We start from the raw sequence: 13,765 nt of genomic DNA, 5'->3' as shown, positions 1-13,765 counted from the left end.
CGATCAGGCTCATGAGAAAGCACCAAGACTTATCATCGCTGCCACCTTCGGAGACACCCCATGGACGCCAAAGCATCCCCTCTTGCCCTGCTCGCTGACGCCAGCCTGCTCAAAACCAACGCGCTGATCAACGGCGAATGGGTGAGTGGCGCGAGCCGCTTCGACGTGATCGACCCGGCCACCAGCCAGAAGCTGGTCGACGTGGCCAACGTGGGCGTGATCGAAACCCGCGCCGCGCTGGAAGCCGCCCAAGCGGCTTGGCCGGCATGGCGCAACAAGACGGCCAAGGAGCGCAGCGCGATCCTGATGAAGTGGTTCCACCTGATGCACCAGCACGCCGACGACCTGGCCCGCATCATGACCGCCGAACAAGGCAAGCCGCTGGCCGAAGCCAAGGGCGAGGTCATCTACGGCGCGAGCTTCATCGAGTGGTTTGCCGAAGAAGGCAAGCGGGTTTACGGCGAAACCATCCCGACCACCGACAACAACAAGCGCTACCTCGTCATCAAGCAGTCGATGGGCGTGTGCGCGGCCATCACGCCGTGGAACTTCCCCATCGCGATGATCACGCGCAAGGTGGGGCCGGCGCTCGCCGCGGGCTGCCCGGTGATCGTCAAGCCCGCGGGGCAGACGCCACTCTCGGCACTGGCGATTGCCGAGCTGGGCCAGCGTGCTGGGTTGCCGGCGGGTGTGCTCAACATCCTCACGTCTGACAAGTCAGCCGAGATTGGCAAGGTGCTGTGCGAGAGCGACATCGTTCGCCACCTGTCCTTCACCGGGTCGACCGAAGTGGGTCGCATCCTGGCGGCGCAATGTGCGCCGACCATCAAGAAGCTTTCGCTCGAACTCGGCGGCAACGCGCCCTTCATCGTGTTCGACGACGCCGACATCGACAGCGCCGTCGAAGGTGCGCTCGCCAGCAAGTACCGCAACGCCGGCCAGACCTGCGTATGCGCCAACCGGCTCTATGTGCAAGACAGCGTGTACGACCAGTTCGTGCAGAAGCTGGCGGTCAAAGCCAAGGCCATCAAGGTCGGCAACGGCTTCGAGCCCGGCGTCACGCAGGGCCCGATGATCGATGACAACGCCATCGCCAAGATCGAGCGCCACGTGGCCGATGCGGTGAGCAAAGGCGCCAAGGTGCTGACCGGCGGGAAGAAGATCGGTGACCGCTTCTTCGAGCCCACGGTGCTCATCGACACCACCAGCGACATGCTCTGCGCCCGCGAAGAAACCTTTGGCCCGGTGGCTCCGGTGTTTCGCTTCAAGACCGAAGCCGAGGCTCTTGAGATGGCCAACGCCACCGAGTTCGGCCTGGCCGCGTACTTCTACAGCCGAGACATCGGCCGCATCTTCCGCGTCGGCGAAGGTCTGGAGTCAGGCATGGTCGGCGTGAACACCGGGCTGATCTCGACGGCGGAGGTGCCGTTTGGCGGCGTGAAGCAGTCAGGGTTGGGGCGCGAAGGCTCACGCCATGGCATCGACGACTACGTCGAGATCAAGTACCTCGCGCTCGGCGATATCTTGAAGTAGTCACTCGTTCGCGGAGTTCGGCAGGGTGTAAGCGCCCAACAGCGCCGCCGACGACGCATGCCGCAGCAACTGATCGGGCTGCTTGCCGTCCTGCGGAAACTGCGCCACACCCACGTGCGCGGTGATCGGCACGTCGGCGCCAGCCACCTTGAAAGGCTCGCGCACCGAGCGCAGCAGCTTGTCGACCACGTGCTGCGCGTCGGCGGCCGATTCGGTCGAGGGCAGGAGCACGGCGAACACATCGGTGCCGAGTGAGGCGACCACGTCGCTCGAACGCACGCCCGCGCGCAGCCGCACCGCCACCTTGCGCCGCACCACGTTGACCGCCTCGTGGCCGTGGCCCGCCTCGACTCCTTGCAAGCCGTCGATGCGAAACACCAGCACGCTCACCGGCTTGGGCTCGCGCTCTCGCAACGCGAGGATCTGGCTCATGTGTTCGATCAACTGCTGGCGATTGGGCAAGCCGGTGCCGAGATCGGTGGCGTAGGCCTTTCGAGCCTCTTGCTCCACACGTTTGCGCTGCGCCGCCAGGCGAACCCGTTGCGGGAGTGACTGCGCGTCATCCTGCAGCACCACGTCTTGCACGCCCGTGGCCAACAAACGCTGCTGCGTGGCGGCATCGATCGCATCGGTCAGCACCAGCACAGCCGCTTCGGCACAGGTCGACGACAGCACGGCCCACGGGATGGGCGCAGCCTGGTTGCCACCGGGCAGGTAGAGCAACACGGCTTCTGCGCCAGGGCTGACGGAAGAAAGAGCGTCGAGCCCGACCTGGCGCTCCTCGGCAAACGGGCCCCAGGACCCGCTCCCGGGCAAGCGAAACGCCGGCTCGCCCGAGGCGGGCTCCGGCAAATCCACCCAAACGACACGCATCAGCTTGTCATTCATCCCAGGCTCCCTCGAAGCGCCGCAAAAATGGAACGGGCCGCAAATTGCGGCCCGGCACAACTGGAGCGGGTGAGGGGAATCGAACCCCTGTATGAAGCTTGGGAAGCTGCCGTTCTACCATTGAACTACACCCGCAATAGGCGCGGATTCTAGCGTGGCGTAAGCGCCGTTCAGTAGCTGCACAAGCGGTCAAAAAAAACACCTCGAACCAGCTTTCGTGGGAAAAAACCGCGTCGTCGCCAACACGTTTCCCCCAGTGTTCCACTCTCAATCCGACCCTGTAAGGGAAACCGCTATGCGCCATTAATGCACGATCGTTCAACATTTCCGAACCAACCGGCGCTCAGCCCGTTTCAGGCCGCACGCCGTTTCTACAAGCCTTCAATGGCACATAAACGGAGACAGTTGAATGAACAAACACCCATCACACCGCGCCACCGCGCGGTTGGCGCGCACCGCCCTGGCCATGGGCGCCCTGCTCGCTTCGGCGGCAGCCCACGCCGACGTCTTGCTGCAAGAAAGCTTCGGCGGCGGCCTGGGCGGCTTCACCTCTGCCGGCAGCGTGACCACCGGCAGCTTCGGCGCGCGCATGAGCGGCTCGGCCTTCGGCACCGACGGCTCGATCCGCTCGGCCGCCTTCAGCACCGTGGGCTTTGGCAACCTGTCGCTGAGCTTCACCCGCACCCCGTCGGGGTTGGACACCGGTGAGGCCGGCATCGTCGAGTTCTCGACCAATGGCAGCACCTACACCGTGCTCGAATCGAGCCGCACCGCCTCGGGCCCGGCCACCTTCGCCCTGCCGACCACGGCTGCCGGCCAGGCCACCTTGTTCCTGCGCTTCCGCATCAACGCGAGTCTCTCGAGCGAGACCTTCACCGTCGCCAACTTGCGCGTCGAAGGCTCACGCATCGGCGAACCCCCGCCGCCACCGGCCCTGCGCGACCCAGGCACCGGCCCGTGGGCGCTCGTCTCTGCAGCCAACGTGGCAGCGGAATGCAAGCTCGACTCCGCCGCGCTGCAACAAGCCAACCGCACGCTCGGCCTGTCATACGCCATCGTGCGCTACGGCAAGCTGTGCCACGAGTACTACCCGAGCGGGCGCGACTCGGCCAGCCAGGTTTACTCGACCACCAAGACCATGGGCGCGCTGACCGTCGGCGCACTGATCCATCAGACAAAAAACATCCCGGTCACCACCACGCGCAAGCGCGGCCCGCTGGGTGAGTTCCAGCGCATCGACCACTGGCTCGACAGCTTCACCTTCCAGCAGGCCTCGACCACTGCGCATGTGCTGGGCATGGTCAGCCAAGCCTCCCCCAATCTGAACTACCCGAACCGCGAGTTCGTGTACGACACGGTGGGCAGTGACGCCATCAACCGCCTGAGCGACGTCGTCAACACCGTCGTCGCCCAAGACAGCACGCGGCTGGGCAGCAACATCGGCAGCTTCTGGCAGCGCTTCATTGCCACGCCTCTGGGCTTCGAGAACTCCACCTGGGGCAACTCGAACACCAGCAAAAACTTCGCCACCAGCTGGACGACCACCGTGCGCGACATGGCCCGCCTGGGCCTGCTGATGAACAACGGCGGTGTGTGGAACGGCCAGCGTGTGGTGGATGTGAACTACCTCTACAACCTCGGCCACACCTCGTTCGAAGATGCCAACACCCGTTATGGCTACCTGACCTGGCTGCAGGAAGAAGACCCCTGCGCACCGAAGCCGCAGTACCGCTCCTACCCGCATGGCCAGGTGTCCAACGCACCGAGCTGCGGGCGGCCGGGCGGCTGCCCTGCGCAGCAGCACGACGTCGGTGTGTTCTTCGCAGCCGGTCTGGGCGGCCAATACATCATCGTGCACCGCGGGCTGGACATGGTGATCGTGGTGAAGGACTCCGGCGGCCAATCGGGCGACGAGCCGATGCGCTTCTGGAACGCCATCCGCCCGGCCGTGGTCGCGCTCGACCCGACCTACCGTGGCAACAACTCGGCCTTCTGCTCCGCCTACGGTGCGGGCAACCACGCGCCTGACTTGAAGCTGTGGGAGGGCGACCGCTGATCGGCGCAGCCTGCTGCAGCGCGCAGCAGGCACAATGCGGGCCCCGCCAAACGGCAGGGCCCGCCCATGACCGACGACCCTCAGCTCCCCCTCGACGAAACCCCGCCCACGCGTCCCCGCATCCGCAGCTTCGTGGTTCGGGCGGGCCGCATGGGCACCGGGCAGATTCGCGCCCTCGAAACGCTGGGGCCGAAGTTCGTGCTGCCGTATGCCGCCGTGCTGCTGTCACCGACACAGGTCTTCGGTCGCGCAGCGCCGCTGGTGCTGGAGATTGGCTTCGGCATGGGCGACGCCACGGCGAAGATCGCGCAAGCATTGCCCGGCACCGACTTCCTCGGCGTCGAGGTTCACACCCCGGGGGTGGGCGCCTTGCTCAAGCACATCGACGAAAAGGGTTTGAGCAACCTGCGCATCGTCCAGCACGACGCAGTGGATGTGATCGAGCACATGATCGCGCCCGCTTCGCTGGCCGGTGTGCACATCTTCTTTCCCGACCCGTGGCACAAGAAGAAGCACAACAAGCGCCGGCTGATCCAGTCGCCCTTCGTCGCCAAGCTGGTGACGCACCTTGCGCCCGGTGGCTACCTGCATTGCGCCACCGACTGGCAGCCGTATGCCGCGCAGATGTTGGAGGTGCTGAGCGCCGAGCCGTCGCTGCGCAACACCGCCGAGGGCTACGCGCCGAGGCCCGAGTACCGCCCGCTCACCAAGTTCGAAAACCGGGGCCTGAAACTCGGCCACGGGGTGTGGGATCTGGTCTTCCTGAAATCCTGATCAAGCCGCCCAGGTCACGAGGCCGGTGTAGGCCGTGCCCAGCACCACGAGGCCGAACACGATGCGGTACCAGGCAAACACCGTGAAGTCGTGCGTCGACACAAAGCGGATCAGCCAGCGGATGCACACCAGCGCGCTGATGAACGCGAACACCGTGCCGATCAGGAACATCGGCAAATCAGCCCACTGCAGCAAGTCGCGCTGCTTCCACACCGAATACGCGCCCGCCCCCATCAGCGTGGGGATGCCCAGGAAGAAGCTGAATTCGGTGCCCGCCTTGCGCGAGAAACCCAACACCAGCGAGCCGATGATGGTGGCGCCCGAGCGGCTGGTGCCAGGGATCAGCGCCAGGCACTGAAGCAGCCCCACCTTCAGCGCATCGAGCGCGCTCATGTCGTCGACCGTTTCCACCCGCGCCATCCGCGCGCCTTCGAGGTCACGCTCGCCGTAGAGTCGTTTGTGGCGGCGCTCCACCCACAAGATGATCAAGCCGCCGACGATGAAGGCCACCGCCACCGGCACCGGCTTGAACAGATGCTCCTTGATGACGCCGCCGAAGGCCAACCCCAGCACCACCGCAGGGATGAACGCGACCAGCACATTGCGGGCAAAGCGTTGCGCCACGGGGTCGCGGCCGATGCCCGCCACGGTGCGCCCCAAGCGCTCGCGGTATTGCCAGATCACCGAAAACATGGCCCCGGTCTGGATGGCGATCTCGAACACCTTGACGGTGTCGCCAGTGAAATCGAGCAGCGAGCCCGCCAGGATCAGGTGCCCGGTGCTGGAGATCGGCAAGAACTCGGTCAAACCCTCGACGATGCCCATCAAGGCGGCTTTGACCCACAACACGATGTCCACACGGGCTCCTTCAAAAACGACGGGCGATGATAGCGGCGCACTTTGACGGCCACGAAGCGCCGCTTCACGCTTCTTTACTCCGCAAAACCCGCGCCAGACCCGCCTCGGTTAGGCTCCTGCCTTGACCCTGCACACCGCCGGGGCTACATTACTGACCAACTAGTCAGTATCTCCTCCTCCATGTCCAAAACCCCTCTCGTTGCCCCCCTGCGGCAACGACGCAAAGAAGCGCGCCCGCAAGAACTGCTGGACGCCGCGCTTGAGCTCTTTGTCGAAAAAGGCTTCTCCGCCACCCGCTCCGATGAAGTGGCTGAGCGCGCCGGTGTCTCCAAGGGCACGCTCTATCTCTACTACCCGAGCAAGGAAGAGCTGCTCAAGGCCGTGATCCAGCAGAACATGGGCCAGATCATTGCCGAGGGCGGTGGCATCGTGGACGAGTTCGAGGGCCCCACGGCCGAGTTGCTCTCGATGCTGATGCACCTGTGGTGGGACCGTGTCGGCAACACGCCGGCCGGTGGCATCCACAAGATCATGATGTCGGAGGTGCGCAACTTCCCCGAGATTGCGCAGTTCTACCGCGACGAGATCATCAAGCCGGCGAGCGACCTGCTCGCACGCACCTTGCAACGCGGCATCGACCGCGGCGAGTTCCGCGAGTTGCCCATCGTCGATGTCACGCACGCGCTGTTTGCGCCGCTCATTTTCATGGCCTTGCACAAACACTCCTTCGGCGCCTGCGCCGCCGAAGGCATGGAGATCGACTGCGGCGGCGTGATCAACACCCACATCGACCTGATGCTCCACGGCCTGCTCAAACAACAAGACGCCCCTCGCAAGGGAAAACAGAACCCATGACGTCCAAACGCTGGTTGAAATGGCTGATGGCCGCGATCGTTCTGCTGGCCCTCGGTGGGGTGGTGGCCAAAAAACTCCAGGCCCGCAAGCTCGAGCGCAGCGCAGCCGCGGCAGCCAGCAGCAAGGGCGTGCCGAGCTTCGATCTCTCGCCCGCTGACGTGGTGGTGGCCAGCCCGCACGAGCTGGTGCGCACGCTGTCGGTGTCAGGTGGTTTGAAGGCCGTCAACAGCGGCTTCATCAAGGCCAAGGTCGCGGCCGAAGTGAAGTCCCTCACCGTGCGCGAAGGCGACAGCGTCAAGGCCGGCCAGGTCATCGGCCAGCTCGACACCTCGGAGTTGGAGCTGCGCTTGCGCCAATCCGAACAGACTGCCGCCTCGTCGCGCGCCCAGCTCAACATCGCCCAGCGGGCGCTCGAAAACAACCGCGCGCTGGTGGCGCAGGGTTTCATCTCGCCCACAGGCCTTGAGACGTCGGTGTCAAACGAAGCCGCCGCCCAGGCGAGCTACGGCGCGGCGATGGCGGCCGTGGACCTCACCCGCAAATCGCTGGCCGATGCACGGCTGGTGGCGCCCATTTCGGGCCAGATCTCGCAGCGTCTGGTGCAAGTGGGCGAACGGGTGTCGGTCGACGCCCGCATCGTGGAGGTGGTCGACCTCTCGCGCATCGAGCTCGAAGCCGCGATGGCACCCGAAGACGTGGTCGATGTGAAAGTGGGCCAGGTGGCGCGGCTGATCGTCGACGGCTTTGCCGACCCGATGCCCGCCACCGTGGCGCGCATCAACCCCAGCACCCAGGCCGGCACCCGCGCGGTGATGGTCTACCTCGCGCTTGCGCCCCATCCCGGCCTGCGCCAGGGCCTGTTTGCCAAGGGCACCATCGAGCTGCAACGCCGCTCGGCCCTGGTGGCGCCGGTCAGCGCAGTGCGCATCGACCAGGCCAAGCCTTACGTGTTGGCGGTGGTCGACGGCAAGGTGGTGCAAAAGACGGTCACGCTCGGTGCGCGCGGCGAAGCCACGCTCGGTGCCGGGCGCGAGAGCGTGGTCGAGCTGAGCGAAGGCCTGACTGCCGGCAGCACCCTGCTGCGCGGCACGGTGGGCCAGCTGCGCGAAGGCACGCAGGTCAGCGTGAGCACCGCTGCGGCGGCCTCGGCAGCGCGCTGAACCCCCCGCACCCGCCATGTGGTTCACCCGCGTTTCGATCAGCAACCCCGTCATGGCCACGATGGTCATGCTGGCCTTCGTCGTGCTCGGCCTGTTCAGCTACCAGAGGCTGGCGGTCGACCAGTTCCCCAACATCGACTTCCCGACCGTGGTGGTGGTGATGGACTACCCGGGCGCTTCGCCCGAGATCGTCGAGAGCGAGGTCACCAAGAAGGTCGAAGAAGCCGTCAACACGGTGGCGGGCATCAGCTCGCTGTATTCGCGCTCGTATGAAGGCACCTCGGTCGTCATCGTCGAGTTCAACCTCGATGTGGATGGTCGCAAGGCGGCCGACGACGTGCGCGAAAAAGTCTCGCTCATCCGCCCGCTGCTGCGCGACGAGGTGAAAGAGCCGCGCATCTCGCGCTTCGACCCGCAAAGCGTGCCCATCTTCAACGTGGCCATCGTCGCCACCGACAGCAAAAAGACCTCGCAAGAGCTCACCACCTGGGCCACCCAGGTGCTGCAAAAGCGGCTGGAAAACGTGCGCGGTGTCGGCTCGGTCAGCCCGGTGGGTGGTGTCGCCCGCCAGATCAACCTCTACGTGAAGCCGGCAGCGCTTGAAGCATTGGGCATCAGCGTCGACCAGGTCGTGGCCGCGGTGAAGAGCGAGAACCAGGAGCTGCCGATGGGCGCCATTCGCTCCATCGAACAAGAGCGGGTGGTGCAGATCAACGCACGCCTCAAACGGCCCGAAGACTTCCGCGACATCGTGGTCGCGCGCAAGGGCGGCAACGCCATCAAGCTGTGGCAGGTGGCCGATGTGTCCGACGGCCCGCAAGAGGTGGAAAGCCTGGCCCTCTACAACGGCCAGCGCACCGTGCTGCTCTCGGTGCAGAAGTCGCAAGGCGAAAACACCATCGGCGTGGTCGACGGGCTGAACAAGGCGCTGGCCGATGCTGCTTCGCTCACACCGCCGGGCGTGAAGGTCGAGGTGATCCGCGACAACTCGCGCGCCATTCGTGTCTCGGTCGCCAACGTCAAGCGCACGCTGTTCGAGGGCGCAGCACTCACGGTGCTGATCGTCTTCCTGTTCCTGAACTCGTGGCGCTCGACCGTCATCACCGGGCTCACGCTGCCGATCGCACTGATCGGCACCTTTCTGTTCATGTACCTGTTCGGCTTCACCATCAACAACATCACGATGATGGCGCTGAGCCTGTGCGTGGGCCTGTTGATCGACGACGCCATCGTGGTGCGAGAAAACATCGTGCGCCACGTGCAGCTGGGCGCCACCGCGCGTGAGGCCGCACTCAAGGGCACACAGGAGATCGGCCTGGCGGTGCTGGCCACCACCTTCTCCATCGTCGCGGTGTTCCTGCCCTTCGGCTTCATGGGCGGCATCGTCGGCAAGTTCTTCCATGAGTTCGGCATCACCATCGTGGCGGCGGTGCTGATCTCGATGTTCGTCAGCTTCACGCTCGACCCCATGCTCAGCAGCGTGTGGCACGACCCACAGGCCCACGGCCACGTGCACCAGGGTGCACCGGTCACGCTGTACGACAGAACGATCGGGCGTGTCACCAAGCTCTTCGACCAGCTGACCGAGTGGCTCTCGCGCTCGTACCAGCGCATCTTGTCGTGGTCGCTCGCGCACAAGGGCAGCACGCTGGCGATTGCCGGCGCCACGCTGGTGGGCAGCTGCGCGCTGGTGCCGGTGCTCGGCACCGAGTTCGTGCCGAAGGCCGACCTCTCCGAGACACAGATCAACTTCTACACACCCGTCGGCTCGTCGCTCGAAGTGACCGAGTCGCGCGCGCGCCAGATCGACGCGCTGCTGCGCCAGATGCCCGAGGTGAAGTACACCGTCACCACCATCAACAGCGGCCAGGCCGCCGGCAAGATCTATGGCGCGACCTACATCCGCCTGGTCAACCGCAAGGACCGCGAACGCAGCATCGACCAGTTGACGATCCCGCTGCGCGAGCAGCTGGCGCGCATCCCCGGCGTGACCATCACCAACATCGGCCAAACCGACCTGGGCGGCGGCAAGAGCCTGCAGTTTTCCGTCCAGGGCAGCGACCTGGCCGAGCTGGAGCGCCTGTCGAAAGAGATCATGGCCAAGCTGCGCGACATCCCCGGCCTGGTCGACCTCGACAGCACGCTCAAGCCCAACAAGCCCACCGTCGCCATCGACGTGAAACGTGATGCCGCGGCCGACGTGGGCCTGAACGTCAACGCGTTGGCGAACAGCCTGCGCACGCTGGTGGCCGGCACCACGGTCGGCAACTGGCGCGCACCTGACGGCGAAAACTATGACGTCAACGTGCGCCTCACGCCCGATTCCCGCGACTCCATTGCCGACCTGCAGCGCCTGCCGATCAACGTGGCAGCGGGTGCCGATGGTTCGCCGCGCTCGGTGCGCCTGTCGCAGGTGGCCGACGTGACGGCCGCGACCGGCCCGAACCAGATCAACCGGCGTGACCTCAACCGCGAGATCAACGTCGACGCCAACGCCTTCGGCCGCAGCGGTGGCGAGGTCTCGGCCGACATCCGCAAGGTGCTCGACAGCGTGGCCTGGCCACCCGGCTACCGCTACGCCTTCGGCGGCTCGACGAAGAACATGAACGAGTCATTCCAGTACGCCATCGGTGCGCTGGCGCTGGCCGTCGTGTTCATCTACATGATCCAGGCCAGCCAGTTCAAGAGTTTCCTGCAGCCGCTGGCGCTGATGAGCTCGTTGCCGCTCACGCTGAGCGGCGTGGTGATCACCTTGCTGCTGTTCGGCTCCACGCTGAACATGTTCAGCATCATCGGCATCGTGATGCTGATGGGCTTGGTGACCAAGAACGCCATCCTCTTGGTCGACTTCGCCATCCGCAGCCGCGAGGGTGAAAACGGCGGGCCACCCATGGAACGCGAGCAGGCCCTGCTGCACGCCGCCCAAGTGCGGCTGCGCCCGATCCTGATGACCACGCTGGCGATGATCTTCGGCATGGTGCCACTCGCCTTTGCATTGACCGAAGGCTCGGAGCAACGCGCGCCGATGGGCCAGGCTGTCATCGGCGGCGTGATCACCTCCTCGCTCCTGACATTGGTTGTCGTGCCGGTGATTTATTGTTATCTCGACGACCTGTCGCTGTGGCTCAAGCGCAAGCTCGGCGGCAGGCCTACCCCCATCGAGCCGGTGGCCGACCCGCTGGGCGGCAAATAAAATGCGCGATTTTCATTTTCCCGTTACCGCAAGGACCTCTTCATGAACAACGAGCAAGCCCGCTTCAACATGATCGAACAGCAGATCCGCCCCTGGGACGTGCTGGACCAGGGCGTGTTGTCCTTGCTGGCCGTGGTCAAGCGTGAAGACTTCGTGCCGCCGGCCTACCGCAGCATGGCGTTCTTCGACACCGAAGTGCCCTTGTCCGCCGCCACCAAAGACGGCCAGCACATGCTGGCGCCCAAGGTCGAAGCGCGTTTGCTGCAAGAGCTGGGCGTGCGCCGACACGAGCGGGTGCTGGAGGTCGGCGCCGGCTCGGGCCACATGGCCGCGTTGCTGGCGCACAAGGCGCGCCAGGTGATCACGCTCGAGATCGACCCGGTGCTCGCTCGCATGGCCTCCCACAACCTCAAACGCGCCGCCATCTCCAACGTCAGCGTGGTCGAGGGCGATGGCTCCAAGCGCCTGCCCACCGCCGGCCCGTTCGACGCGATCCTGCTCTCGGGCTCGGTGGCCGCCGTGCCCTCGGCCCTGCTCAACGAGCTGAAGGTGGGCGGCCGGCTGGCGGCCATCGTCGGCCAGGAGCCCGTCATGTGCGCGGTGCTCGTCACCCGCGTGGGCGAGAACGAGTTCCGCAGCGTCAATCTGTTCGATACCGTGGCCCAGCGCCTGTCGGGTTTCGACGAGCCTTCGCGCTTTCACTTCTGATGCAACAGGTTCGGGTCAGCGACGTGCACGCCTTGTTGGCCCGTCTGGTCGGTGACAAACCGCCCGTGCTGCTCGACGTGCGCGAGCCCTGGGAAGTGCAGACCGCGTCGCTTTCACTGCCGGGCACGCAGTTGGTTTGCATCCCAATGCAGGAGATTCCGGCACGCCTGCAGGAGCTCGATGCGTCGCAGCCCATCCTCGGTTTGTGTCACCACGGGGTGCGAAGTCTGCAGGTCGTCGCATTCCTCGAGCGCCAAGGCTACGAGCAGGTTTACAACATCGCCGGCGGCATCGACGCGTGGGCCCGTGAGGTCGACGCGTCTGTGCCCCTTTACTGAACAACAAGACTTCAACGCAAGGAACGCTTCATGTTCGCTGTTTCCATCGCTGTTTCCAGCCTCCGCCTGCCTGCCCTCAGCCGCCTCGCCGTGGCAGCCGCCCTCGCCCTGGGTGCCGTGCCGTTTGCGCAGGCGCAAAGCCTGCAGGAGCTGTATGACACGGCGCGCGGGTATGACGCCACCTACCTGGCCGCACGTGCGGTGGCCGACTCGGCGCAGTACCGGGCCGATCAGGCGCATGCACGGAGGCGCCCCGTTATCGATGCCAAGCTGGGCGCCAGCCGCAACACCAACGACACCAGCGTGGGCGAGATGAGAACCAACACCACCGGCGGCAGCATCGAGGCCAGGCAATCCTTATTCAACCGGGCCGATGACGCCACCATCGCCCAGGCTGACCTGGGCATCGAGTCGGCCAAGGCCGACCTCGAACTCGCCGAACAAGAGCTCATCGTGCGCGTGGCCCAGTCTTACTTCGACGTGCTCGCCGCACAAGACGCGCTGACCACCGCACAAGCCAACAAGAAAGCCATCTCGGAGCAACTCGCATCAGCCAAGCGCAACTTCGAGGTCGGCACGACCACCATCACCGACACGCGTGAAGCACAGGCCCGTTTCGACCTGGCCACCGCCCAGGAGATCGCCGCCGAGAACGACCTGCTCACCAAGCGCATCGCGCTCGACCAATTGGTCGGCCGCACCGGCGTGCAGCCCAAGCCGCTGGCCGTGCCGGTGGTGTTGCCGCCGGTGCTTCCCGCCGACGTCAATGCCTGGGTCGATCAGACCGAGACGGCGCCCAACGTGCGCAAGGCCAAGGTCGGCTACGAGGTGGCGCAGCTCGAAACGAGCAAGGCCCGCGCAGGGCATTTGCCGACCGTCGCCTTGTCGGGCAGCGTGGGGCGCAACCACGTCAGCGGCAACAACCCGCAGCCTGGCGCCACCGGCAACATCAACACGAGCAACGTCGGGGTGCAGCTCACCCTGCCGCTGTTCGCCGGCTTCTCCGTGCAAAACAGAGTCAGGGAAACGCTGTCGCTCGAAGATCAGTCGCGCAACACGCTGGAAGCCGCACGCCGCTCGGTGGCGCAAGCCACACGCCAGACCTTCTTCGGCGTGCAATCGCAGCAGGCGCGGGTGAAGGCGCTGGAAGCCGCCGAGTCGTCGAACCAGCTCGCACTCGAAGCCACGCAGCTCGGCTACAAGGTCGGCGTGCGGGTCAACCTCGACGTGCTGAACGCACAGACCCAGCTTTTCAACGCCCGCAGTGAGCTGGCCAAGGCCCGCTACGACGTGCTGCTCAACAACCTGCGGCTACGCCAGGCCTCGGGTCAGCTCAGGCCAGAAGACCTGGCGGCGCTGAACGCGTTGCTGGCCAGATAAGCCTGCGCCGCACAACAAAAAG

At 65.4% G+C, this 13,765-nt stretch carries 11 protein-coding genes and 1 tRNA gene; 9 read left to right on the top strand and 3 right to left on the bottom strand.

Going from position 1 to position 13,765, the window contains the following annotated elements:
- The first annotated feature begins 60 nt into the window (after positions 1-60).
- Positions 61-1,533: a succinate-semialdehyde dehydrogenase gene (locus tag RMO40_RS08870; RefSeq protein ID WP_309719256.1), complete on the top strand. Its 1,473-nt coding sequence runs from the start codon at positions 61-63 to the stop codon at positions 1,531-1,533.
- Here RMO40_RS08870 and RMO40_RS08865 read toward each other — a convergent pair whose 3' ends face one another.
- A complete protein-coding gene (locus tag RMO40_RS08865) occupies positions 1,534-2,421 on the bottom strand; it encodes a diguanylate cyclase domain-containing protein (RefSeq protein WP_309719254.1) in 888 nt (295 codons plus the stop codon).
- 61 nt (positions 2,422-2,482) lie between these two features.
- A tRNA-Gly gene (locus RMO40_RS08860) sits at positions 2,483-2,556 on the bottom strand.
- 274 nt (positions 2,557-2,830) lie between these two features.
- Here RMO40_RS08860 and RMO40_RS08855 point away from each other — a divergent pair.
- Both RMO40_RS08855 and trmB read left to right on the top strand, forming a co-directional pair.
- Positions 2,831-4,477, top strand: coding sequence for a hypothetical protein (locus RMO40_RS08855; protein WP_309719250.1), 1,647 nt, complete (start codon positions 2,831-2,833; stop codon positions 4,475-4,477).
- Positions 4,478-4,543: 66 nt separating this feature from the next.
- Entirely contained in the window at positions 4,544-5,251 is a 708-nt protein-coding gene (gene trmB / locus RMO40_RS08850; protein ID WP_309719247.1) for a tRNA (guanosine(46)-N7)-methyltransferase TrmB, read from the top strand.
- On the opposite strand, the gene RMO40_RS08845 is transcribed toward trmB, so the two are convergent.
- Entirely contained in the window at positions 5,252-6,109 is an 858-nt protein-coding gene (locus RMO40_RS08845) for an undecaprenyl-diphosphate phosphatase (protein ID WP_309719244.1), read from the bottom strand.
- Between the two features lie 180 nt (positions 6,110-6,289).
- On the opposite strand from RMO40_RS08845, the gene RMO40_RS08840 reads away from it, so the two are divergent.
- The 6 genes from RMO40_RS08840 to RMO40_RS08815 are packed head-to-tail and all read left to right on the top strand — an operon-like array spanning position 6,290 to position 13,743.
- On the top strand, positions 6,290-6,964 hold the full coding sequence (locus tag RMO40_RS08840) for a TetR family transcriptional regulator (RefSeq protein ID WP_309719242.1): 675 nt from the start codon (positions 6,290-6,292) through the stop codon (positions 6,962-6,964).
- Complete coding sequence (locus RMO40_RS08835; RefSeq protein ID WP_309719240.1) at positions 6,961-8,124, top strand: efflux RND transporter periplasmic adaptor subunit; 1,164 nt, start codon at positions 6,961-6,963, stop codon at positions 8,122-8,124. Before RMO40_RS08840 ends, RMO40_RS08835 begins: the two co-directional genes overlap by 4 nt.
- Positions 8,125-8,140: 16 nt before the next feature.
- Positions 8,141-11,317 carry an efflux RND transporter permease subunit gene (locus RMO40_RS08830; RefSeq protein ID WP_309719236.1) on the top strand — a complete coding sequence of 1,059 codons (3,177 nt, stop codon included), beginning with the start codon at positions 8,141-8,143 and terminating at the stop codon, positions 11,315-11,317.
- 42 nt (positions 11,318-11,359) lie between these two features.
- A complete protein-coding gene (locus RMO40_RS08825; protein WP_309719233.1) occupies positions 11,360-12,025 on the top strand; it encodes a methyltransferase domain-containing protein in 666 nt (221 codons plus the stop codon).
- On the top strand, positions 12,022-12,363 hold the full coding sequence (locus tag RMO40_RS08820; RefSeq protein ID WP_489660132.1) for a rhodanese-like domain-containing protein: 342 nt from the start codon (positions 12,022-12,024) through the stop codon (positions 12,361-12,363). The genes RMO40_RS08825 and RMO40_RS08820 overlap by 4 nt, the downstream gene beginning before the upstream one ends.
- 30 nt (positions 12,364-12,393) lie before the next feature.
- Positions 12,394-13,743: a TolC family outer membrane protein gene (locus RMO40_RS08815; protein ID WP_309719227.1), complete on the top strand. Its 1,350-nt coding sequence runs from the start codon at positions 12,394-12,396 to the stop codon at positions 13,741-13,743.
- Positions 13,744-13,765: the final 22 nt, after the last annotated feature.

This window comes from Rhizobacter sp., from assembly GCF_031412075.1.
In the GTDB taxonomy this organism is placed as follows: Bacteria; Pseudomonadota; Gammaproteobacteria; order Burkholderiales; family Burkholderiaceae_C; genus Rhizobacter.
This window is presented reverse-complemented; position numbering and strand designations above follow the sequence as displayed.